This window comes from Shewanella sp. 10N.286.52.C2 (genome assembly GCF_002874545.1).
In the GTDB taxonomy this organism is placed as follows: Bacteria; Pseudomonadota; Gammaproteobacteria; order Enterobacterales; family Shewanellaceae; genus Shewanella.
Window position 1 is genome coordinate 54,439 of sequence record NZ_MCTV01000031.1, and the last position, 22,239, is coordinate 76,677.

Genomic DNA, 22,239 nt, shown 5'->3' on the forward strand with positions numbered 1-22,239 from the left:
AAATAACTATTGAAATAACTGTTGGAATAGCAGCCTAAATTAAGCGATTTATTCGCCTGCTGCGAGCAATAAAATAGGTACTGACAAAACTACCCGTTCCGCCAACAGGCAGATATAAAAACACCTCAACAAGATAGACTCAGTTGAGGTGTTTTGAAAGTAATTAAGTGACTAAATCAGCAAAAGGCTAACTCACTATCACTTCTGATATTTTATCGAACCGTTAGCTTTGATTTCATCGAACCAAACATTGTGATGCTGCACTGCCCAATTTTCATCACAATAGCCTGAAACCATGGATTCCATACCACCTTCACTCAATGCTGTTGCCATCCAAATATGCACAATGGTAAATGCAATGAGAATCGCAGCACTAATGCCGTGAATAAGTAGCGCGGCCATTGAAGCTTCACGGGGTAAATCTAATCCCGGTAACACTAGCATGATGCCTGATACGCTGATAAAGAGGCCAAAGAACACTAAGGTCCAAAACCACATTTTTTCACCGGCGTTGGCAAAACCACTGTCTGGATGCTTACCTTTAAATGGACCGAAGTTGATGTAACCCCCAACCACTAAAAACCATTTTAAGTCATACATCTTAAAGGTTTGCAGTGGCATCCATTTAACAATACATAGCAACCAAGATACGATAAAGACTGGACCAACCCAATCATGCACTAGCTTGCAAAAGGCTATAATTCCAGCCCAAATACTCGCACCGACATAGGGCTGAATAACAATTTTACCTAGTATGATCACCAGACCAGTTAGCATTAACGTTAAACAGGCAACGGCCATAATCCAATGCAGCCAAATATCTGCTTTAGACCATCGCTCAACCATCTTGCCTGAATACCCCTTCGCCAATTTTGCTGGGCCATTAACAAAGTAGAATAGTAAAAATGCAGCAAATACACCTACGAGAGCTAACGCCACTCCGGGAGTAATATAGTCATCTCTGATTATTCGACCTTGATTGCCCGCAACATTAATCAGTACGCCGGGTTCAATACCTTGAGCTGTTGTAAAGCCAGAGTCGCCAGCTTTCACTGCTCGCCATAATTCAGCCGGGTTTTCCTTCCCTGCCTGCTGCTTACTTGATTGTTCATCTGCCGCTAAGGTTGTGGTTGCAAAACCTAACCCCATCACCAGAACCAACAGAGCAAACAAGCTACGCAGTGATTTGTTTAACTGTTTGTTTAACATTGTCACTCCTTGCTTGGTTACGGACAAAGCCCGTAACCTTTGCACTGTCTAAACCATATCACCCGTTTTAGGATCATAGCCCCAAATGGTATTCGGATTACCGCGCTTAGACATACGTTCGCGATAGATACTCGATACGATTTCGGCATCACCAGCAAGCAGGGCTTTAGTTGAACAAAGCTCAGCACACATAGGTAACTTACCTTCAGCAATACGGTTTGCACCGTACTTCTGACGCTCGGCATCGGAATGGTTTTCTTCTGGGCCACCGGCACAGAAAGTACATTTATCCATTTTACCGCGGCTACCAAATGCGGTCTTTTTCGGGAACTGTGGCGCTCCAAAAGGACATGCATAAAAACAGTAACCACAACCGATACAAGTATCTTTATCGTGTAGCACAATGCCATCGTCGGTTTGATAGAAACAATCCGCCGGACATACGGCCATACAAGGAGCATCGGTACAATGCATACATGCAACAGAAATTGACGCTTCACCGGGTTCACCATCATTGATAGTAACCACGCGGCGACGCTGAATACCCCACTCTAAAGCGGAATCGTTTTCGTTCTTACAAGCTGTGACGCAACCGTTACACTCGATGCAGCGTTTTGTGTCACACAAAAATTTCATGACTGCCATAATGGCTTATCTCCTCATCAAGTTAATTAGGCTTTGCTGATCTGACACAAGCTAGACTTAGTCTCTTGCATCTGAGTCACAACATCATAACCATAGGTCATTACGGTATTGGCAGCTTCACCAATAATGTAAGGTACGGTTCCTTCAGGGTAATTTTTCTCTAGGCTCTTGCCTTCGAATACACCCGCGAAATGGTATGGCATGAAACATTCACCAGCAATGACTCGTGGAGTCACCATTGCTTTAACTGTGATTTTAGCGCCTTCTGGACTGTGAACGAATACATCATCACCATCACGTAAGCCGCGGTCGGCTGCATCAGCAGGGTTAATCTCAATAAACATTTCTTGCTGCAATTCTGCAAGCCATGGATTTGAGCGTGTTTCTTCACCACCACCTTCATACTCAACTAAGCGACCCGTAGTTACCGCTAATGGGAAGTCTTTAGCAAAGTCTTTTTCTTGAATAGACTTATACAGAGTTGGAAGACGTGCAACCATACGATCTTCGTAAGTTGGGTACTTAGCCACTAAGTCGCGACGAGGGGTATATAACGGCTCGCGATGAATCGGGATATCATCTGGGAAGTTCCACACAATACAACGTGCTTTGGCATTACCGTATGGGATACAACCGTGATTGATAGCAACACGTTGAATACCACCAGAAATATCTGTTTTCCAGTTTTTACCTTCAGCGTGAACTTTCTCTTCAGCAGTTAAGTCATCCCACCAGCCAAGCTGTTTCAGCATGTCAGCGGTGAACTCTGGGTAACCGTCTTTGATTTCAGATCCTTTTGAATAAGAACCTTCAGCAAGAATATTATTACCGTTATGCTCAACACCGTAACGTGCACGGAAGTTACCACCACCATACTTAACTTCACGTCCAGTGCGGTAAAGAATTTGCGTACCTGGATGTTTGTTTTCTGGCGTGCCCCAACAAGGCCAAGGTAAACCGTAGGTTTCACCTTTAGCTGGACCACCTGGCGCTTCTAAGCTTTCCATATCGAATGTGCCCCAGTTTTCTTGGTGCATTTTCAAACGCTCAGGGCTCTGGCCAGTGTAACCAATGGTCCACATACCTTTGTTGAACTCACGGGTCATATCTTCAATCAACGGCTCATCGCCATTAACTTTAATATGCTTACAGAACTCAGCATCGATACCCCATTTTTTCGCCAGCTTGTGCATGATAATGTGGTCAGCTTTTGACTCAAATAATGGTTCGATAACTTGTGAGCGCCACTGCAGTGAACGGTTTGAAGCAGAGACTGAACCGTATGTTTCAAACTGAGTTGCAGCAGGTAATAAATACACACCGTCAGTTCGTTCGTGCATGACACCTGCCATCGTTGGGAATGGGTCCACAACAACAACTGTATCCATTTTGTTCAATGCTTCACGCACTTCACGACCACGGGTTTCAGTATTGACTGATTGCCCCCAGAAGAATGACATACGAATATTATCTTTCTGCGCAATCTTAGATTTGTCTTCAAGGACACCATCATGCCAGCGAGAACATGGAATACCCGTTGAAGTCATTGGATCTTGACCTAGACGTTGCTCTTGATCGAAACGGGCTTTAACCCACTCGTAATCCAAGTCCCATACATTACACCAATGTTTCCATGAACCTGTTTTAAGGCCATAGTAACCTGGCAATGTATCAAACAATAAGCCAAAGTCAGTTGCACCTTGAACGTTATCATGGCCACGGAAGATGTTAGTTCCACCACCAGAAACACCCATATTACCAAGGGCTAATTGGAGGATACAGTATGCACGAGTGTTAGCATTACCTATGTGATGCTGAGTCCCACCCATACACCAAACCACAGTACCAGGCTTAGTTTCAGCCAGTAACTTGGCGACACGATGCATCTGCGCTTCAGGCACGCCAGCAACATGTTCAACTTCGGCAGGGGTCCACTTTTTCACTTCCTCACGGATACGTTCCATACCGTATACACGTTGGTCGATGAATGTTTGGTCTTCCCAACCATTTTCAAAAATGTGCCACAACAAACCATAAATGTAAGGAATATCCGTACCAGGACGAATATGCACGAACTCGTCAGACTTAGCTGCAGTTCGAGTGAAACGCGGGTCGACTACGATAATTTTCGCGCCGCGCTCTTTACCTTCAAGGATGTGTTGCATTGAAACCGGATGAGCTTCACAAGGGTTCGAACCGATAAACATCATCGCTTTCGAGCTACGCATGTCGTTAAAAGAGTTTGATTGCGCACCGTAGCCCCAAGTGTTTGCAACACCGGCTACAGTGGTAGAGTGACAAATACGTGCAGAGTGGTCGACATTGTTGGTGCCCCACATTGCTGCCAATTTGCGGTACATATAAGCTTGTTCGTTTGAAAACTTCGCACTACCCATGAAAAATACTGAATCAGGACCAGATTCTTGACGAATATCGAGGGCTTTTTGACCCACTTCTTCAATGGCTTGCTCCCAAGAAAGTTTCTTCCATTTGCCTCCTTCTAGCTTCATTGGGTATTTAAGACGTTTTTCACCATGACCATGTTCACGCAGTGCAGCACCTTTGGCGCAATGGCCACCAGCGTTAAATGGGTGATCGAATGCAGGTTCTTGACCTGTCCATACACCATTTTGCACTTCAGCATAAATACCACAGCCCACTGAGCAGTGAGAACAAATAGTACGTATCACTTCAGTCGGCGCATCGTAAGCAACATCTTTTGCTTCAGCTTTACGCATCATTCCGGCGCCCAGCATTGAAGCGGCAGCAATACCACCTGTAGCAAGGGTTGCAGACTTCAAAAATTGGCGACGATTGAGTCCAAGTGCAGGTTTATCTGCGACTTTGACTGCTTCTGTTTTGCGGGTTAATCGCATCACATATTCTCCTTAAATTACTTGCTACTACGTAATGTGTCGTAATAACTACATACATGGTCTGTTTCTCTATAACCATCACTTTTACCTACAACGGGTGTAGCTTCTGGTGAGGCGGCAAGAGCTTGTCCGCTAACAGTGGCAACTGCGCCAGCGGCACTGCCGACAGCCAATGCTTTTAGCATTTGACGACGACCCATGTCGGAAGCTTGCTTCTTCATAGTCTCTCCTTAATTTAACGCGTGTTATAAGAGTAAAATTACTCTCTGTTTTTATGGAAGTTGCCTTCCTTTTCAGTCTATGCCACAGAGTCAAACTCTGTGGCATAAATCTTTGCACCAACAGCCTAAAAATTACCTAAGAGGCAAGTTCATTGGTTGATGGTTCAATCTTGTCTGCTTCATCAGCAGCAGTTTTTTCGGCTTCAGAACCTGGGCAATTAACTGGAATATCTAAGCTTAGTTGCTCAAACTCATTGGCTTCAATGATGAAAAATGCTTTTGCTAGCTGCGCCACAGGCACATAAAACGCTGCACTCGGTGTTTTCTCTAAGGTGTCACAAAAGCGCGCAATCCAGCTGCCAATATGGCGCTGATAAAATGCTAATTGACGATAACCTGGCGCCTCTAAAATCAAGGTACCCATCACTTCACATAATGCTGCAACATGATCTTCTGGCTCTTTAACGTCTTCTTCGCGAGCAAAACCTAATTGCATTAAATCTTGGCGTAACAGTGCTAATGGCTTATCCATTAACGAGCCTGTCATAAACCAGCTGCCGTATGGCAATACTTCACCACGGCCAACACCGAAGAAAATATTGAAGTATTCTTCTTCAAGTTGCTCTTGTGTGTACTGGGTCGCAGCTGCCTTTAGCGCCAGCCAAGCCGTGCTCATGTCGTTATCATCTTCAGCTTCTGTTTCTATTTCGATGTCAGCTAAAAATGACAGCAGTTCTTCACTCGGATGGCGACGTAGTAATGCAGCTAATAATTGGTAAATATCTGCCCGTAGCTGATCGTTTTCTGAAATTTCTCTAACTAATTCGGTCATATTGGATCTCTTATCGAAGTTGCTTCTCTGGGTCTTCAAGAATGTCTTCAAACATATCTTTTACGCGGCAATCACCACACATTTTTAGGCGCTCAATATTGGCGTTAAATGCAGAATGTCCACCAATCATATCGATCATTCTATGAACCATCGATTGTGTAGCAAAAGCGGTTCCGCAACGAATACACTCGAACGGAGCCTCTTCTTTTAACGTTTGACGCTGCTGACGTGCTGCTTGGTCCAAATTGATTTGCGGCGTTAAGCTAATCACGTTTTCAGGACAAGAGGTTTCACATAAACCACATTGCACACAGTCTTGCTCTACAAAATGCAGTGACGGTGATTCACCACCATCGGTTAATGCTTGTGTTGGGCAGGTTGCTACACAAGACATACACAAGGTACATTTATCAACTTCGACGTTAACTACACCGTAAGGCACATTGCTCATTGCAATGGCACTATCAGTCGCTGCTGCTTGTTCATTTAAATGATCAATTGCAGCGTATAATGTTTCGCGCTTGGTACTTGGCGTGAACGCAGCAGGTACGATTAATGGCCAATCTAGGCTTATGGCTAACTTATCATCTAAGGCTGCTAATGCTTGGGTGTCTATCAAGCTAATGCGCTGTGGCTGACCCATTTCATCTAGAATGCTATTAGCTAATATTAGTTCACCATTTAACATTTGCGTTAACGTGGGTGCAGTCGCATCGGTATTTAAAATTAATACCTGACGTGCGCCCCATGCTAATGCTGACATCCAATGATCAATGCTAGCAACCGTGATTTCTTCCAGCTCAACTGGAATGATGTCACCCACTAGATCAGCGGTAATGTGCTCTGCACCAACGGCACCGTCATGGAATAAGATGACAGGGGCAGCTTGTGCTTGCTCAAGGTAACGACTAACCAGTTTTTGAATATAGCTATGAAGTGCTTGTGGCGTTGGTAAATCAAATGCGATAGCCCCTGTAGGACAAGCATTAGTACAACTACCCGCACCATGACAAAGGTAAGGATCAATTTCGATTTTTTGTTCGATGCTACTAATTGCATCAGCAGGGCAGAAGTTTAAACAGCGATTACAGCCATTGACGCCATTACGGTTATGAGCACAGATATCACTGTTCACCTTCACATAACGTGGCTTATCAAATTCACCAACTAAATCTGGAATTTGCTCCAGCGCATCAGCTAATTTATCTGCATCTTGACCGACATAGAAATAACCTGGTGGTAGCATTTCAAGGTTAAGACATGGCGACATGCTCAGGTCTAAAACCATATCAAAATGCGGCTTACGAATAGCAACAAGACTTAACTCAGTCGCCGCTTGGTTTTCACCCGCGCCTTCATTCTCAACGGTTACCTGAAACTGACCTAAAAAGCCTTTAACAGAAATAAGTTTGTTGTAATAGCTTTCGCTATTTACTGCAGCGTTCATTACCGCTTCAAGATGAGCTTCATCTTGGCTGGTAATGGCTTCATTTGCCAAAATAACCGTATTGGCCATGGTTGACAGTTTATCCGCAGCTAATCGGGCCAAATCTTCTGGGCCGATGACTAACACATTGCCTTCAGTCGTATAACTGACTGTTGGCGGGATCAAGTTTTGGATCACTTGAGTCTGTGCTAATACCTGCTGGCGAACTTGTTTTAGTTCTAGCGGGGTTTGACTATTGCTCACATTGCGTTCCTGAACAGTTTTTTAACGCTTAGGTGATTTATCAGGGCTGCAAATCCATTTTGTATTTAAACATTTATTTAAATACATCAGCTTAAAATGATAAACAAAACACCTTATACGCTAAATAGTGGACTAAAATTTTTAACTACACACTAAGCCTTAGCGCTACTTGAAGCCGTTATAGCTTCTTCATCAACCATTCCCAGAACATCACTCTGGTCTTGGTTGGTATCTAAGTCAGTGGCAGACACGATTTCGCTCTTATCATCTAATACTGGTGAGGCATCAGTTGTATCAACAACTGTGTCATCATCCTCACGAGCAAGTAACTCTTGCTCTTCCGTTTCTTCTTTGTCTTTTACGACGTTACGGAAGACTTTTTTGGCTAATTCAGCCGAAACTTCGGCAGACAATTTAGGTTGATTACTGTAATCAAGGGCGTACTCGAGTAAGCCGTCGATTTCATTGTATTGGGGTTGTTTCCACAGTGCTTTTAACGCTGCTGATTTCGCTTGAGGTGATACATTCGCCCCCATAAACGAAGCAAAACTGCCTCCAACTTCAATTTTTTCGGGATCCGGTAAATCTTCAGCTTCAAGGATCTTCTCAGGCTGAGGCGCTTCTTGTATGGCATCCTCAGTGGAAGAGTCAGCAAGGCTTTCTTCCTCTGCCGCCACACTCTTTTGCTGCAGTTCAGTCTCACGAGCAGCTTCAGCTTCAACTTGCTCACGACGCTCAGTCCAACGAGAGAAAAAACCTTTCGAATTATTGCTCATTAATGTCTCCGAAGGTGATCTGTGCTAGGGCCAGTATCCTTTCGGCGGTTCACATGCTTACGGCGTTTAGCTGATATTTCAACTTCGCCATGACGGGTGATGAAAGCTTCAACCCAACATGCCAGTGCTTCTGGCATTGGGATATTCAGCACTGGGGTTTCAGACTCCAAACAGGCTGCGGCAATATTTTGGTCTGCAGAGATAGCAGCAGGAACCCAAGTGCCATCCGATAACTCATCACAAACGATATATAACATGGTGTTATCCATGTCTAAATTTATCCGGTAACTGCCACGTTCATCTTTATAAAGTTGAAACAATATTAATTTGGCCCCTTCAGGTGCCTCATGAGTCGCAGGAACCATTTGTTCCACTTCCCAAGTGATTGAGGGCCAACGCCCCATCATTTTTTCGACTTTTCTAAGCGAAACATACATAGGCCAAACATTTTCAGTGTGTTGCATACAAGCCTTGCCCTTAAAACATAAATCCACAAGAAATAAATAAAATATATATTAACAACGACTTAAAAGTTGCTCTTGATTATTTTTAGAAGCTAAAAACCACTTTATTTCTCTTAACTAATCAGTACACTGCAAAAATAGTGCCAGATAAATAAGAACAAAAAGCTAGATCCAGATCTCCTAATTATCACTAAGAGTAGGACAATTTGTCTATATTGCTAATTATACTAGGACATAAGGCTACGTTAATTAGTCGCTGCTGATTAACATCAGAGTTAGATCACGCATTTACAAACTACATTGCCGCCTCGGGAATAAAAGTTGCTATGCTGATAGTTAATTAGTTTTCATTACCATCCTCACTACCGAGCTAGTTAACTATTTCAGAGGCCACACTTTCAATGACCCAATCAAATGCTAATAAATCGCTAAAACTGGTCAAAACCAATGCTGAAGTTCCCCTTACAATTGCAGTTAAAGCAATTAATGAGCAAGGAGAGAGTGTTGATAAATTCGTGGCCTGTGAAAGACCATTAACGGTATATTTGAACTGGCAACCCATAGTGACCTTAATGACCTTGGGCGCAAAACCTGAGTCATTAGCTTTGGGTTACTTGAAAAATCAGGGCTTTATTAACGATGCCAGCTTACTTGAATCAATTATCGTCGATTGGGATGTTAACTCTGCAGCCATTTTGACTAAAGAGCAAACAGCTGATTTAGATAAACAATTATCTGAAAAAACCGTCACTTCAGGTTGCGGTCAAGGTACTGTTTACGGTGGTTTCATGCAAGGGCTCGATGATATAAAGCTGCCAACGCCCCAATTACAACAATCAACCTTATATAGCCTGCTAAAAAACATTAGTGCTTATAATGAAACCTACAAAAATGCCGGTGCCGTCCATGGTTGCGGCATTTGTAAAGACGACCAAATTTTAGCTTTCATTGAGGATGTTGGCCGCCATAACGCGGTTGATACCCTCGCGGGCGACATGTGGCTTGAAGGTGAAAATGGGCACGATAAGATTTTCTATACCACTGGCCGTTTAACCTCTGAAATGGTGATAAAAATTGCCAAGATGGGTATACCAGTATTGTTATCACGCAGTGGTGTCACTCAGATGGGGTTAGAACTAGCTCAAAAGTTGGGGATCACTATTATTGCCAGAGCCAAGGGGCGTCACTTCTTGGTTTACCACGGCGCAGAAAATATTGAATTTGATGCGATGAAAGTTTAGCGTTACCTATTAACGCAAACAATTGATAACAAGGTGATGACCACCTTGTTATCACTAATCATGTAACCCTATGCTAAATAGCATTATGCCTAAATTTAGCCCACTGCTTTCTTGCCGCTTCGGGCAAATAACTCCAAGCTAAAACCCGGGTAATTTTATTGCCTTGCTTCATTTCAATGGTCTGCACACTATCGGCATGTAACTGTTTTAATAATTGATAACAGGGCTTTAGGTTTTCTGACTTGGACACTAATGAGCTAAACCACAAACATTGTTGCCCAAACTGCTGACTTTCTTTAATCATATTCGTTAAAAACTGCTGCTCACCACCTTCACACCATAACTCAGCTTTTTGCCCACCAAAATTAAGTGCGGCACTACTTGAGCTAACGGCTGGCTTTTGGCTGTGCTTTTTAGCTCTGTTGGCGGCTAAATTGGCATTTTTCTTGGCGCTGCCTTGACTCGCTTCGGCTAATGAGCGATGAAATGGCGGGTTGCACAGAGTAATATCAAAGCGCTCATTATCCCCGATAATTCCGCTAAAAATAGCTTGAGGATTAGTCTGTTGGCGCAGGTCAATTTTCGATGCTAAATCAGGGTTATGGCTAATAATTTCAGCGACATTTGCAATTGAAACTGGGTCAATATCGCTGGCGACAAACTGCCAACCATAGCTTTTAACCCCTAATAATGGATAAATACCATTAGCACCGGTGCCAATATCCAATGCACGGATCTTATTTCCTTTAGGCGCTTTACCATTAACAGCCAGTAAATCAGCAATGTAATGCAAATAATCTACTCGACCTGGTACTGGCGGGCACAAGAACCCTGCCGGAATATCCCACTGCTCAATGTGATAATCAGTCAATAAAATTGCTGCGTTGAGGCTTTTGACCGCTTCAGGATCTGAGAAGTCGATTGAAAGATTACCGTAGGGGTTTGGTCTGACAAAGTGGGACAATTTGGGACACTTTTTTATTAATCCTTCGAAATCATAACCTTGATTATGCTTATTTCGCGGGTGTAGTGTTTTCACTTGAGTATGAGCGACGCCTTTGCTTGCCACCTTAGTCGGCGCAGATGTTTGCTTGTTCGTTTTGTTGCCAGCTTTACTGTTTTTCATGCAAATGTTCATTAATCATATAGGTATTTAGTAAACAGTAAATTAACCACGGACTGTTCACCCGTTTCAGCTTCTAGCAGTCGATTAACCGTTTCAAAGCACGCACGACGAATATCCTCTCTTCCGGTCAAGGACTTAACCTTGTCTTCAGGCTGATTTCCTAGCACTTCAACGATGGCGGCTCGCAGTAACGGATCATGGTGCTCTATCTGCTGCAATTGTTTAGGATCTTTAACCATTAACTCAACACTGATTTTTACAAAACCGAGTTTTTTGCGGTTAGAGATATAGTTAGTGACAATGTCAGGTTCGAAACCATAGTAAGCAAAGTTCCCAGTGGCTTTGTCATCTGCGCTATGCGCATTGGGGAAAAAAAACAGTGCAACTAACACTGCGAATAGGTACTTTGCCATAGTTAATCAAACTCCATTATTTAAATCTGCCTAATAGCAGCGGCTATCCAGCCATTGCTCTGTCATGATAAACTGCACTCGTTTGAGTATATTGTAACGAGTATTGAATGAACGTGACCAGTCTTAGCTTCCCGTATGGTGAATCAATCCAGTGGTTTTCACCTGATGCAATCAATTCTATGCCGCAATCGGCACTAAAAGAATGGTTACTCGCTACCGGTAGTTTAACCCAAAAGCTTAAAGGCTGTTGCCACGATTTTGAAGTTAAAGTCCTTGGCGAACAACTTACTACACCATTAGCAGGGGAATGCCCGCAGCAAAAGCAGGTTTGGGTAAGAGAAGTACTGCTGTGCCTTGATGGCGAGCCTTGGGTGTTTGCACGCACCTTAATCCCTGAGAACCTAGCCAATGATCAACACAACTTTAAAGCCTTAGGTAAGCGCCCATTGGGTGAACTACTGTTTACCAGTGCTGATATTGTCCCGGGCAAAATAGAGGTCGCTGAATTTGAAAGCTGCACTAAGCTAGCCCAACTGGCAACCCGCCTGTCCCAACCTGTCACCTCTTCACTTTGGGGGCGTCGCCGTTACTTTAACTTAGCCAACCAAGACATTATTGTTAGCGAAATTTTCCTTCCTTATGCGGTTAAGCAAATTAACGCCTTAACACTAAAGCAATCTTGTTAAAGTTAGTCCAACAAAGCCATGCGGTTTACCATACGTTGGCAACATCATGGCTATTTGTAAAGTAACCATAAAGCTTATGGCCTTATGTTTTAGTCGAGAGCCTTACAAGAAGTAAGCTCAGTAGCAACAAATACACCCCAGCTAAACTACCGCCACTACTGCTTTGAGATCCATCGTCGCCAGCAATTGTCTGGTTTTCGCCCATAAACTCTGAAGTAACTACACCATTTAGTTTAAATTCGACGATTGCCCTTGAGCTGTCTGACGATTGCGCCTGCACCTCCATCGTTAAGCCCAGTTCAGGTAACACCATGCCTGATTGCGGTTGCAGGGGCGCTGAGTAATCAGCATTATCATCAAATAAACTAAAGTTACTTAGAGCGCTATCGTTAGCGTAGCTTGACTGAGGATATAAGCTAAAGCTGGCATCACGTACCTGCACACTTGAAGACCCGCCAGTTATTAGACTCTGGTCAGCATCAATAACCCCAATAAAGCCATAACCTTCATGCTCGGCGACATTGTTATCTTCATAGTTGTTATTTTCGAGCCATAATAAAATACCGGGCTCGTAGCCGACACTTTGCAAGCCCGCATCAATACCTTGATGGTTTCTCAGTTGCACAATATAGCGTTGCGGCAAACCGGGTAAGGTATCATCGATCCTTGAAAAACCCGCTAAATCAACTTTGCCTTGCTCTTCGGCCCCGTCTTGGTAAATGTTGACGCCTTGCTGATTAATTTCAATTTGGTCAATAACAATACCGTAGTCACCTACAGCTTGATCCGTTACATAGCTCATTTCAACTTGCACACTTTGCCCTGAAAAATCGCTCAAGTCATAAACCAGTTCAACCCAAGCATCTGTTCCTGAAGCGCCAGCTATATCGCTCGATACCCCAGAAATATAGTGCTCTACATTGTTGAACAGAGGGTTACTGGCACTGGTATGGTTGCCGACAATGGCTACGCCATCAATCAACAATTGCATATAGTCATAATCTGTTTCTATGCTCCAATGTGCCTGCATAACAAGCTCAATCTGTGCGTCAGCGGGTAAATCTACCTCGAAACTCAGACTATTGGTAAGTTGATGGCCTTTACCTGAATGGTATTGATAGTCGCCAACTAAAGGTGACTTAAAGGCGAAGGGGGGATTGGGTAATACGATGGACAATTGATTCACAGCATCAGCATTAACTGCTGCAAAAACCTCAGCAGTCAAACCTTCAGCAGTAATATCGGCCAAGTCGATGGCTTGCTCATTGACCCACTTGCCTTGGTAACGTTGTTGCAGATATGAACGGGCATAAGGACTTAAGCCCGCAGGCTTACTGCCAGCAATATAAGGATTACCCGCTTGCGCTTGACCCACCCAAGTACCACTTGCCATTAACGACCAGTAACCCACTGGCGCGCCATCCCCCAGATTAGTGTCGTATTCATCAGGCAGGCCTAAATCATGACCAAACTCATGGGTAACGACCCCGGTACCTGAGTCGATAGGCTGAATGGTATAGCCATAAACTTTCATTGACGTGCCAGGAAGAGCTTGTCCTTGGCTATTGGCACCAACAAAAAAGCGATGCGACCAAATAGCATCGGTGCCTAACACGCCGCCGCCCGCCTCTTCACCAATACTGGAATGAAATATGACAATGTGGTCTATGATGCCATCAGGCTCATTTTCATTGCCGTTGTTATTAAAATCAAATGGATCTTCAATATCGAATTCAGCTAATTCTGTCGCGCTCATCCCTTTAACGGCCTGAGTAACGGCTTCCATAACCAATTCAGGTACTGCAATATCATTATCACTGAAAACCGAATTATTGGCGCCATAGTAAGCAGCATTGTTACTGGCGGTTACCCAGCCTTTAACCTGACCACGAAAGAAAAAACTCTCACCAGAGGCTTGAGCAAAATATTGATAAGCCGTTTGAAGCACCTCACGGTTAGGTCCAGAAAATCCAGATCGAGAAAAAAGCAAATCTTGATAATGTTGTACGGAATAATCGTCATAAAACATTGACGTATCAGACTTGGTTAAACGATTGGCGTTATAGGGTAAATCAGGAAAGTCGACCAATACCGCCAGCACATTCACGGTTTTGGTGACATCTGCGTCAGCCAATGCTGGAGCTGATACTGGTGAGACTTTTATTCGTTGGGATCGATTCTTGGCAGCTATTTGCTTTAGTATTTTGACCTCAGCAGGCAGATAATTATGACTTGCTTTGCGAGTGAACTTCTCTACCGCAGCTTGCTTTGCTGCCTCGCTGGCATCAATTGCCAGCTCACCGCGCTTAATCAACCAGTATTGGATCTGTTGCTGATTCATTACCCCAGCATCTGCAGGAGAAGCGTATTGACTCGGCGCTGCCATGGCGTTTAACGAAAAAAGAGTCATTGCCAATATGGTCATAGCACCAGTAAAGATTTTACTCCATTGAATAGGCATCCTGTGCCTCCTTTACTTCCTTTGATTGCACTTTTTAAATGCATTGTTACGCTTGGCGATATAACGACGAACAATCTCTTGTTGCTGTTGTTCACTCATATCTGTCGTTATTTCACCACTTTTGATTAAATTCTGTTTAACGCCGGACATATCTAAAGGAGGAGGTATTGCCCCACATTGAATGGTATTATTTTGATGCGTTAATTGGGTCTGATTAGAGCCGTTTTCGGCGCTATTACTATGGCTACAGCCCCAAATAACCCAGCTAAAAAAGATAGCGAATACAATGCGCATAATGAACGCCCAAACAACGAAGATGAATCAAAGAGTAATATTAAGTAAAGTTGCTAAAACGGCTTTACACAACTTTTTAGAGCGATTTTTATACAACTAAAGAAGTAAAAAATAATCGAAGATAAACTGAAAGGTAGAGAATATTGCGTAGAAAACCAAAAGGCCGCATTAAGCGGCCTTGTTGACTATAGCGATGCCTGACATGAGCTGATTAGCCGGCAGTTTTTAAATAGCTCGACACCCCGTCTAAGAACATTTGCACCGAAATCATTACCAGCACCATACCCATTAGACGCTCGACTGCGGTTAAGCCTTTTTCGCCTAATATGCGAGTAAAGACTTTATAGAATAGTAAGATAACTGCGCTCACACCCCAAGCCGCCACTAAGGCAATAGTCCAATCCATCATTCTGCTACTGTCACTGTGCGCCAATAATATTAATGCAGCTAACACTGATGGCCCAGCCATTAACGGTATAGCCATAGGAACAATAAATGGCTCTTCACCGGCGGCTAAACCTACCACGCCGCCCGGTTGTGGGAAAATCATCCTAATGGCAATTAAGAACAAAATAATCCCGCCTGCAATACTCACTGACTCTTGACGCAGGCTAAGAAAATTAAGGATCACCTCGCCGGCAAATAAGAACAGCAACATGATTGCCAGCGCAAACAATAATTCACGAATAAGCACTCGGCGGCGTTTTTTGGGTTCAATATGTCGCAAAATTGAAGCAAAAATAGGCAAGTTGCCCAAAGGGTCCATAATCAGGAAAAGCATGACTGCAGCAGAAAAGATGTCCATTACATTAGTTCTATTAATTATTAACAATGAACTACTATTGTATACTTAATACAGTCATTTGGCAGAAATAACCGTGACTTTCGCTCTATCTTGCAACGCTGAAGGCTATCTTTACCGTGTAAATTGTCATCATGAGTGATAATCAAGCAAAGCAAGTATTAAGTTAATTGAAAGACTGCGATATACTGCGGTGTTTTTTCCGTTTCATTGATTCTTTGGATCCCATGCTCTATCTAGCTGCTAGTTGTATTGCACTTTTATTCGGACCGCTTTTTTATCGCTACTTCTCATCAGGCAGTGGGCTACAAAAAGGCTTAGATGGATTTATCTTCGTCTCATTAGGCGGGTTGGTGCTTATCCATATTTTGCCTGAACTCCTTGAACATGGTGGTTTTATCACTTTGCTGTTCGTGGTGCTTGGCTTATGGGGTCCCACAGCCAGTGAACGGCTTTTCCACCGCTACTCAGATATTACCCATAACGTTACCCTAACTTTAGGGATTGGCGGACTATTGCTGCACACCATTACCGATGGTGGCGCCATGGTTTTAGCCCAACAAGAGGGTAACTCTAGCTTATTAGCGCTGGGAGTGATTATGCATCGCTTACCCGTTGGTGTGGCAATTTGGTGGCTATTAAAACCCCAGGTTGGTACCCGCTGGGCCAGTGCGGTATTAGCTGCGATGATGGTACTCACAGGCTTGGGTTACTTTGCTGGCGAGCAACTACTCGATAGCCTCAGCTTAGATAATACCGTTTATTTACAAGCCTTTGTTACCGGATCAATTTTGCATGTGGTGCTACATCAGCCCCACGGACAACACGAAGAAGATCATCAAGGTCGCTATCAATACCAAGCAGGCATTGGCAGTTTATTGGGGGTCGCATTACTAACTGTATTATTGTTAATGGACAGTGGTGGCCATGCCCACGCACACGCCCATCACAGCCATGGCTCGGATCAGTTTATGTCTTGGTTACTGACCATCTCGCCAATATTAATTGCCAGTTACTTAATTGCCACTGCGCGCTTCAAAGCTGGGTTAACCCCGCAAAACAGTAGCCTCTCCAGTCGCTGGTTACAGCGTCTAGCGGGCCCTGAAGCCTTGCTGATCACCTTGCTATTATTGGGGCCTTGGTTTGCCATATATCAAGCTATTTCATTGTTGGCGATTGGCACGTTACTCAGCTTGGGTAAAGTTGAACTTACCGATCCCCACGAGAATTTACCGCAATCGGCTTGGCGCTTTGGGTTTGCACATTTAGTGGATCGCAGCGCGCCCTGGATTGCCCTTAGCTTAATTTTAGCCAACCTCATTGGTCATCCGTCGGTACATCTTGAGCACCCAGCACTGCAAGTATTAATCTTGTTAGTCGTCTTTCTACCGATGCGTTTTTGTAATTTAGGCGCGGCAGTACTGGCATTATCATTAGCCTATAGCGGCTGGAGCAATGTCGCAGTGGCATTTGCACTTATTGCAGCGCCTGTGCTTAGCCTTAGCCAGTTAAAGCTAATGAGCTGGAGCATGCGCTTGTCATTGTCAGCTGTATTAGCCGTCGCGTTGTTATTCGCACACCAGTATCTGGTTGATTGGCACCAGTTACTCACCTTGCCAAATAACGTTAATATTGCGGGATTAGTTGTGGTGGGATTAATCTTTAGTGCTAGCTTACTGCGCTTAGGACCACGTAAGTTCTTAAGTCGCTTAATGATTAAGTTTAGCGGTCATAACCATGATCATAACCACGATCACTCCCATGGACACGCCCATGGACACGCCCATGGTGCTAATACCTCAGATAAATCTGCGGCTGCGCCAACAGAGCATAAACATCACCACTAATTAAGCCGCCGCATTAAGCGAGGGTTACTGTCAGGTTCATGTTATTCAGGCTATGATGTTTTATCATCGACCGAATAACTGAGCCGACTTAACCAAGCCTATGTGTATTTTATTTATCGCGGTAGACATGCATCCCCAATGGCCACTGATTGTGTGCGCTAATCGTGATGAGTTTCATCATCGCGCCACCGATCCAGCCCATTTTTGGCAAACAGTTGCTAACAGCAGTTTACCTCAATCTCAGTCGATATTAGCAGGCAAAGACCTACAAGCTGGCGGCACTTGGCTTGGAGTGAATCAACAAGGTCACTTTGCAGGCCTTACCAATATTCGCAATCAACAAGCCGATGGCCTAAGAAGTCGCGGCGAACTGGTGGTTAACGCTCTCGATCTTCGCCAAGATGTCAGCCTTGATTGGCTACGCCAACACAGCGCTAATTACAGTCCGTTTAATCTTGTTTATCAGCAACAGCAGCAACTTTACTGTTTTAATAGCGTCACTGCTGAGAACACGCCATTAACTAAAGGTTTTCATGCTGTGAGTAATGGCGCTATAGATGACGTCTGGCCGAAAATGGCCAAGGGATTACAGGCGTTAGAGCAGCATCTATTAGCTGAAAAGCAGCCCAATATTGAACAAATGTTGGCATTTATGCGTGATGAATCTCAAGCTGAAGATAGCAGCCTACCTAGTACTGGCATTGAAATTGAGTGGGAAAGGCTGTTGTCGTCGATTTTTATTCGCCATCCAGAATATGGCACCCGCTCAACCAGTGTGGTAATGCGAGATAAAAACGGCAACATCGACTTTTATGAAGTGCGTTATGACGGCAAAGCTCGAAACTTAGGGCAACAGCATTTTGTTATAACACCCTAAGTCCGAATTAATCTATTCGCAGCCAAGCAATTAATCAGATGAATGATCATGGGTTATCACCCACTTATCATCAATACGCTCTATCAGTAGGGTGAACACACCATTAGGTTTGTCTTTTGTACGTTCTAATTGCCAACGACCCACAACCAATGCGGCGTAGTTGCTGAGCATTTTAATCTCTTTCACATTGAACGACAGTTTGCCCATGCGCGCTGAATCAGGATAACTTTTTTTATAGCTAGCAAGAATTACATCCCAACCGTAGCTAAACTTACCATTAGACACAAAACGTAAATTGTCACTTTGCCAATAGCCTTGCATGTAGGCATCAATATCGCCGCTATTCCAGGCTTGTTCTTGCTGTGAAATCACTGCTCTAATTCTATCTGTAGGTATAGCACTATTGGTATTAACTTCGTCTAGTGACACGGATTGTTGTTCAAGTGAGACAACTGCGCTGACGGCATCAGGTTCAGTCTCAGTCTCAGCCTCAACCTCAGCCTCAGCCGGCGCTGAAGTTAAGGTGTCGGTAACGGCACTAACTAGCTGCTCTGCTGCAATATCTGCTGTATTCGTGGTTTTAGGTGAGCTATCTGAAGGGCTTGGCTCTACCTTTAAATCGGCAACGGGTTCAATCACGCCAACTTCGACCTTGGCAGTTGAAGCAGGTTTTAATGGCACGATTTTTAATTCAGCTTGTTTGAGTGCAACATCTGAGGCGGTTTGAGTCGCTGTTGGTTTATCTTCTGCCGCTAACATAGTAGTAAAACCACCAAAAATAACGGCGAATAAAATAATTATCGGGTGCTTCACACACTCTCCTTAATTTGTACCAAGGTTGAAATTACCCAACACGAGTGCCACAGTAATAACAATGATTTAGTACTTTTGCATTAGATTAATAACCCAGTAAGCATGCTGTGTCGTGTTAATCCCAACTGCGGTTTGGCTTATAAAACATGTTGAGATAAGCGATATCTGTAACATGAGATTCTGTGAAATTAATATATAAATTCATTCTGTTATGGTTAGATTCTAGCGTATCAGAGTGAAATAAACTGGAAAATAGCGCATGTTTAGTAAATTTTGTTTATGGCTATTGGCCATTAATGGCTGGAAATTAGACGGCCAGGTCGCCGCTGATGAACAATTCATTATGGTGGTTGGCCCACATACCAGTAATTGGGACTTTATTGTCGGTATTATCGCCCGCTTTGCTATAGGGGTAAAAATTCACTTTTTAGGCAAACATCAGCTGTTTATTCCCCCTTGGGGTTGGTTTTTTAAAGCCTTAGGCGGCAGCCCTGTGGATCGACGCAAAAACAACAATATGGTCGATGCTGTGGTGCAGCTATTTAATGACGATAACCAATATAAGTTGGCGCTGGCCCCCGAAGGAACCAGAAGCGCGGTTACTCGCTGGAAAGCCGGCTTTTATCATATTGCCACTAAAGCCAAGGTGCCGATAATCACCGTGGGATTAGATTTTAAAACCAAGTCTATTGTGATTAATCAACCGCTGCATCCCAGTGGCGATGTTGCCACTGACATGAATCGTATTTTAGATTTTTTCCGTAATATTAACGGTCGCCACCCTAAGGTTATCCCGCACTATATTCCCTCGGATGAGCAGCCAAAAAGCTAGTGTGGCTTGATGCTACGAATATCATCCCCAGTAGGGCTTTGAAAAGCACGTAAACCAAATTCAGGTAAGATGGCAAAGACGTGATCAAAGATATCTGCTTGAATGCCTTCATAAAAGGCCCAGCGGACGTCATTGGTAAACACATATAACTCGATAGGCAGACCTTCTGGCGTTGGCGCAAGTTGGCGCACCATCAGAGTCATGTCTTTGTGTAGCTTATTATTTTGACGTAAATAGGCATCTAAATAAGCTCTAAACGTCCCCACATTGGTTAAGCGTCTGCCATTAACCGGCATATCAATATCACTAACCTGCTCATTGGCATGGGAAATTTCTGAGCATACTTTAGGGAAGTAATCTTTAAGGTAATTCACTTTCGACAACCGAGTAATATCGTCTTCTGTCAGAAAGTGGATACTATTAACATCAAGATTAATTGAACGCTTAATTCGGCGGCCGCCCTTTTCTGACATACCGCGCCAGTTTTTAAAGGCGTCTGATACCAGCGCATAAGCTGGGATCATGGTGATGGTATTGTCCCAGTTACGTACTTTTACGGTATTGAGTGATACCTCATCTACAGCACCATCAGCGCCATATTTGTCCATTTGAATCCAATCGCCTTTACTCACCATACGGTTAGCAGCTAATTGAATCCCAGCAACAAAGCCTAAAATGGTGTCCCTAAACACCAACATCACTAAACCGGTGGCAACACCTAAACCACTTAAAAAGTAAATTGGCGACTCATCTGCAATCACTGATATGCCAATAATAAAACCAACAAAGAATAAAAATAGTTTAAATAGTTGTACGAAGCTTTTAACCGGTAAGCGGCGACTAATCAGCCTGACATCAGCAATTTCATTTACCGCATCTAAACAGGCGTAAATCGCCCGAATAACAAAAATGACCACCAGCACGCTTAGGCCACGGTCAATGACTGAGCCAAGCAACTGTTGATGGGTTAAAATAATCGGGATCAGTAAGTCCAAGGTCATGATTGGCACTAACAAGGACAATTTTTCCAATACGCCATAGCGCATGAAAATATCATCCCAAGTCACGGTCGATTTACGGATCATCGCATTAACCGCTTTTACAAATACCTTTTTGGTAATGTAATAAGCGATAGTTGCCACAATAAAGCTCACCATCAGTAATATTGATGTTGCTACACTGTCAGAGGGCTGACTATTCACCCCAATATCAAGCAACCAACTGGCAATATCATCACGTAACTCGTTATCCACGCATTAATTCCTTACACATTTATACTGATTGAAAGACTAGGTTTACAACATCCAAAGCCATTATAGAGAACAAAGACTTATTGAGAACGATCCAAAATAGCATATTTATCGATTAATTAACCCGCTTTCAATTTGATAACAAGTTCGCCATCAAATCACCACCGCATTCAAACAAGGCGACAGCATACCAAAGTAAACTCATGATATTGGTTGCAAAGTTGAGCACATTAATTGACCTAGAGCTCCCTTCACTTACCATTGGTAACATTAAAACGAATTGAGGTTCCTATGAAACACACTTGGCTAGCAGTCATCCTAACACTGAGCATTCTCTCGGTTAGCAGTAACGCCCGCGCAGAAACGGATGAACAAAAGTTTAAGCCTTCGACTGCCTTGTTAGTGGATTTTATCGATAGCCGCGGCGATATGTTTGGTATCACCCTTGCCATGAAACATTTTGACCCTGATTACGCCGACTGGGGCTATTATATTGGTTATGCTTGGGGTGATAAATACGACCTTGATGTACCAGAGCCGGCTGAAGCTTATGCCGAAGAATACATGTGGCGCTTTGGGTTAAGCTATAGCCTAACTGAAAATTTTAATCTCTATGGCGGCGCCACGGTTTTTATAAACGAACAAAACTACACCAACAATATTTCCACCCGCGAAGTTAACGGCAAGCCGCGCTGGGAATCTAACCGTGATAAAGACTGGGGCGCTGAAGTTGGCGTGCGCTACACAGTGTTTGATAGCTTTGTCATCGGCGCGGGTTACGACACCAGTGCCGAAGCGGCAATAATCTCCATTGGTTTTACCATGTAAGCATTATCAAAATCTTCATAATAGAAAAAGGACCCGCTGGTCCTTTTTTTGTTTTG

21 protein-coding genes are annotated in these 22,239 nt (G+C 43.7%); 6 read left to right on the forward strand and 15 right to left on the reverse strand.

Annotation, left to right across the window (positions count from 1 at the left end; translation table 11 throughout):
- Positions 1–198: 198 nt before the first annotated feature.
- The 8 genes from BCU94_RS11750 to BCU94_RS11785 all read right to left on the reverse strand — a co-directional run bounded on the left by BCU94_RS11750 (position 199) and on the right by BCU94_RS11785 (position 8,713).
- A complete protein-coding gene (locus BCU94_RS11750) occupies positions 199–1,209 on the reverse strand; it encodes a formate dehydrogenase subunit gamma (RefSeq protein ID WP_102476479.1) in 1,011 nt (336 codons plus the stop codon).
- A 48-nt stretch (positions 1,210–1,257) separates the two neighbouring features.
- Positions 1,258–1,854, reverse strand: a complete 597-nt coding sequence (fdh3B, locus tag BCU94_RS11755; RefSeq protein ID WP_102435967.1) for a formate dehydrogenase FDH3 subunit beta — start codon at positions 1,852–1,854, stop codon at positions 1,258–1,260.
- A gap of 26 nt (positions 1,855–1,880) precedes the next feature.
- Positions 1,881–4,730, reverse strand: coding sequence for a formate dehydrogenase subunit alpha (locus tag BCU94_RS11760; protein WP_102476480.1), 2,850 nt, complete (start codon positions 4,728–4,730; stop codon positions 1,881–1,883).
- Positions 4,731–4,747: 17 nt separating this feature from the next.
- Positions 4,748–4,951, reverse strand: coding sequence for a twin-arginine translocation signal domain-containing protein (locus BCU94_RS11765; RefSeq protein WP_102476481.1), 204 nt, complete (start codon positions 4,949–4,951; stop codon positions 4,748–4,750).
- A gap of 136 nt (positions 4,952–5,087) precedes the next feature.
- Positions 5,088–5,783, reverse strand: a complete 696-nt coding sequence (locus BCU94_RS11770; protein WP_102435962.1) for a molecular chaperone TorD family protein — start codon at positions 5,781–5,783, stop codon at positions 5,088–5,090.
- A 10-nt stretch (positions 5,784–5,793) separates the two neighbouring features.
- On the reverse strand, positions 5,794–7,473 hold the full coding sequence (locus BCU94_RS11775) for a 4Fe-4S binding protein (protein ID WP_102435960.1): 1,680 nt from the start codon (positions 7,471–7,473) through the stop codon (positions 5,794–5,796).
- A 152-nt stretch (positions 7,474–7,625) separates the two neighbouring features.
- Positions 7,626–8,249, reverse strand: coding sequence for a DUF3306 domain-containing protein (locus BCU94_RS11780; RefSeq protein ID WP_102476482.1), 624 nt, complete (start codon positions 8,247–8,249; stop codon positions 7,626–7,628).
- Complete coding sequence (locus BCU94_RS11785; RefSeq protein ID WP_076541409.1) at positions 8,249–8,713, reverse strand: DUF3305 domain-containing protein; 465 nt, start codon at positions 8,711–8,713, stop codon at positions 8,249–8,251. The genes BCU94_RS11780 and BCU94_RS11785 overlap by 1 nt, the downstream gene beginning before the upstream one ends.
- Before the next feature lie 401 nt (positions 8,714–9,114).
- On the opposite strand from BCU94_RS11785, the gene BCU94_RS11790 reads away from it, so the two are divergent.
- Positions 9,115–9,954 carry a formate dehydrogenase accessory sulfurtransferase FdhD gene (locus BCU94_RS11790; RefSeq protein ID WP_102435956.1) on the forward strand — a complete coding sequence of 280 codons (840 nt, stop codon included), beginning with the start codon at positions 9,115–9,117 and terminating at the stop codon, positions 9,952–9,954.
- Between the two features lie 73 nt (positions 9,955–10,027).
- On the opposite strand, the gene rlmF is transcribed toward BCU94_RS11790, so the two are convergent.
- Together rlmF and BCU94_RS11800 are read right to left on the reverse strand one after the other, a co-directional pair.
- A complete protein-coding gene (rlmF, locus tag BCU94_RS11795) occupies positions 10,028–11,080 on the reverse strand; it encodes a 23S rRNA (adenine(1618)-N(6))-methyltransferase RlmF (protein ID WP_241901053.1) in 1,053 nt (350 codons plus the stop codon).
- A gap of 11 nt (positions 11,081–11,091) precedes the next feature.
- Positions 11,092–11,493, reverse strand: a complete 402-nt coding sequence (locus BCU94_RS11800; RefSeq protein WP_102435952.1) for a flagellar basal body-associated protein FliL — start codon at positions 11,491–11,493, stop codon at positions 11,092–11,094.
- Between the two features lie 107 nt (positions 11,494–11,600).
- On the opposite strand from BCU94_RS11800, the gene BCU94_RS11805 reads away from it, so the two are divergent.
- Positions 11,601–12,179, forward strand: a complete 579-nt coding sequence (locus BCU94_RS11805; protein WP_102435951.1) for a chorismate lyase — start codon at positions 11,601–11,603, stop codon at positions 12,177–12,179.
- Positions 12,180–12,261: 82 nt separating this feature from the next.
- Here BCU94_RS11805 and BCU94_RS11810 read toward each other — a convergent pair whose 3' ends face one another.
- The 3 genes from BCU94_RS11810 to BCU94_RS11820 form a co-directional block, all read right to left on the reverse strand.
- Positions 12,262–14,640, reverse strand: coding sequence for an immune inhibitor A domain-containing protein (locus tag BCU94_RS11810; RefSeq protein ID WP_102476484.1), 2,379 nt, complete (start codon positions 14,638–14,640; stop codon positions 12,262–12,264).
- A 12-nt stretch (positions 14,641–14,652) separates the two neighbouring features.
- Entirely contained in the window at positions 14,653–14,934 is a 282-nt protein-coding gene (locus BCU94_RS11815; protein WP_102435947.1) for a hypothetical protein, read from the reverse strand.
- Positions 14,935–15,145: 211 nt separating this feature from the next.
- Positions 15,146–15,739 carry a YhgN family NAAT transporter gene (locus BCU94_RS11820; protein WP_102435945.1) on the reverse strand — a complete coding sequence of 198 codons (594 nt, stop codon included), beginning with the start codon at positions 15,737–15,739 and terminating at the stop codon, positions 15,146–15,148.
- Between the two features lie 224 nt (positions 15,740–15,963).
- Here BCU94_RS11820 and BCU94_RS11825 point away from each other — a divergent pair, with 224 nt between their 5' ends.
- Positions 15,964–17,583: a metal transporter gene (locus tag BCU94_RS11825; protein WP_102476485.1), complete on the forward strand. Its 1,620-nt coding sequence runs from the start codon at positions 15,964–15,966 to the stop codon at positions 17,581–17,583.
- A gap of 100 nt (positions 17,584–17,683) precedes the next feature.
- Positions 17,684–18,460, forward strand: a complete 777-nt coding sequence (locus BCU94_RS11830) for an NRDE family protein (RefSeq protein ID WP_102476486.1) — start codon at positions 17,684–17,686, stop codon at positions 18,458–18,460.
- A gap of 30 nt (positions 18,461–18,490) precedes the next feature.
- Here BCU94_RS11830 and BCU94_RS19800 read toward each other — a convergent pair whose 3' ends face one another.
- Positions 18,491–18,889 carry an SgcJ/EcaC family oxidoreductase gene (locus BCU94_RS19800; protein WP_102435939.1) on the reverse strand — a complete coding sequence of 133 codons (399 nt, stop codon included), beginning with the start codon at positions 18,887–18,889 and terminating at the stop codon, positions 18,491–18,493.
- Between the two features lie 643 nt (positions 18,890–19,532).
- On the opposite strand from BCU94_RS19800, the gene BCU94_RS11840 reads away from it, so the two are divergent.
- Positions 19,533–20,105, forward strand: a complete 573-nt coding sequence (locus BCU94_RS11840; protein ID WP_102476487.1) for a lysophospholipid acyltransferase family protein — start codon at positions 19,533–19,535, stop codon at positions 20,103–20,105.
- Here the strand turns inward: BCU94_RS11840 and BCU94_RS11845 are convergent.
- Positions 20,102–21,358, reverse strand: coding sequence for a mechanosensitive ion channel domain-containing protein (locus tag BCU94_RS11845; protein WP_102476488.1), 1,257 nt, complete (start codon positions 21,356–21,358; stop codon positions 20,102–20,104). The genes BCU94_RS11840 and BCU94_RS11845 overlap by 4 nt on opposite strands.
- Before the next feature lie 288 nt (positions 21,359–21,646).
- Between BCU94_RS11845 and BCU94_RS11850 the strand changes: the two genes are divergently transcribed.
- On the forward strand, positions 21,647–22,183 hold the full coding sequence (locus BCU94_RS11850) for a hypothetical protein (RefSeq protein WP_102476489.1): 537 nt from the start codon (positions 21,647–21,649) through the stop codon (positions 22,181–22,183).
- Positions 22,184–22,239: the final 56 nt, after the last annotated feature.

Coding starts and splice junctions, on each gene's coding strand:
- BCU94_RS11810 (WP_102476484.1), bottom strand. CDS start 14,640: ATGCCTATTCAATGGAGTAAAATCTTTACTGGTGCTATGACCATATTG.
- BCU94_RS11780 (WP_102476482.1), bottom strand. CDS start 8,249: ATGAGCAATAATTCGAAAGGTTTTTTCTCTCGTTGGACTGAGCGTCGT.
- BCU94_RS11760 (WP_102476480.1), bottom strand. CDS start 4,730: ATGCGATTAACCCGCAAAACAGAAGCAGTCAAAGTCGCAGATAAACCT.
- BCU94_RS11830 (WP_102476486.1), top strand. CDS start 17,684: ATGTGTATTTTATTTATCGCGGTAGACATGCATCCCCAATGGCCACTG.
- BCU94_RS11840 (WP_102476487.1), top strand. CDS start 19,533: ATGTTTAGTAAATTTTGTTTATGGCTATTGGCCATTAATGGCTGGAAA.
- BCU94_RS11815 (WP_102435947.1), bottom strand. CDS start 14,934: ATGCGCATTGTATTCGCTATCTTTTTTAGCTGGGTTATTTGGGGCTGT.
- BCU94_RS11820 (WP_102435945.1), bottom strand. CDS start 15,739: ATGGACATCTTTTCTGCTGCAGTCATGCTTTTCCTGATTATGGACCCT.
- BCU94_RS11765 (WP_102476481.1), bottom strand. CDS start 4,951: ATGAAGAAGCAAGCTTCCGACATGGGTCGTCGTCAAATGCTAAAAGCA.
- rlmF (WP_241901053.1), bottom strand. CDS start 11,080: ATGAAAAACAGTAAAGCTGGCAACAAAACGAACAAGCAAACATCTGCG.
- BCU94_RS11770 (WP_102435962.1), bottom strand. CDS start 5,783: ATGACCGAATTAGTTAGAGAAATTTCAGAAAACGATCAGCTACGGGCA.
- BCU94_RS11805 (WP_102435951.1), top strand. CDS start 11,601: ATGAACGTGACCAGTCTTAGCTTCCCGTATGGTGAATCAATCCAGTGG.
- fdh3B (WP_102435967.1), bottom strand. CDS start 1,854: ATGGCAGTCATGAAATTTTTGTGTGACACAAAACGCTGCATCGAGTGT.
- BCU94_RS11850 (WP_102476489.1), top strand. CDS start 21,647: ATGAAACACACTTGGCTAGCAGTCATCCTAACACTGAGCATTCTCTCG.
- BCU94_RS11800 (WP_102435952.1), bottom strand. CDS start 11,493: ATGGCAAAGTACCTATTCGCAGTGTTAGTTGCACTGTTTTTTTTCCCC.
- BCU94_RS11790 (WP_102435956.1), top strand. CDS start 9,115: ATGACCCAATCAAATGCTAATAAATCGCTAAAACTGGTCAAAACCAAT.
- BCU94_RS11785 (WP_076541409.1), bottom strand. CDS start 8,713: ATGCAACACACTGAAAATGTTTGGCCTATGTATGTTTCGCTTAGAAAA.
- BCU94_RS11825 (WP_102476485.1), top strand. CDS start 15,964: ATGCTCTATCTAGCTGCTAGTTGTATTGCACTTTTATTCGGACCGCTT.
- BCU94_RS11750 (WP_102476479.1), bottom strand. CDS start 1,209: ATGTTAAACAAACAGTTAAACAAATCACTGCGTAGCTTGTTTGCTCTG.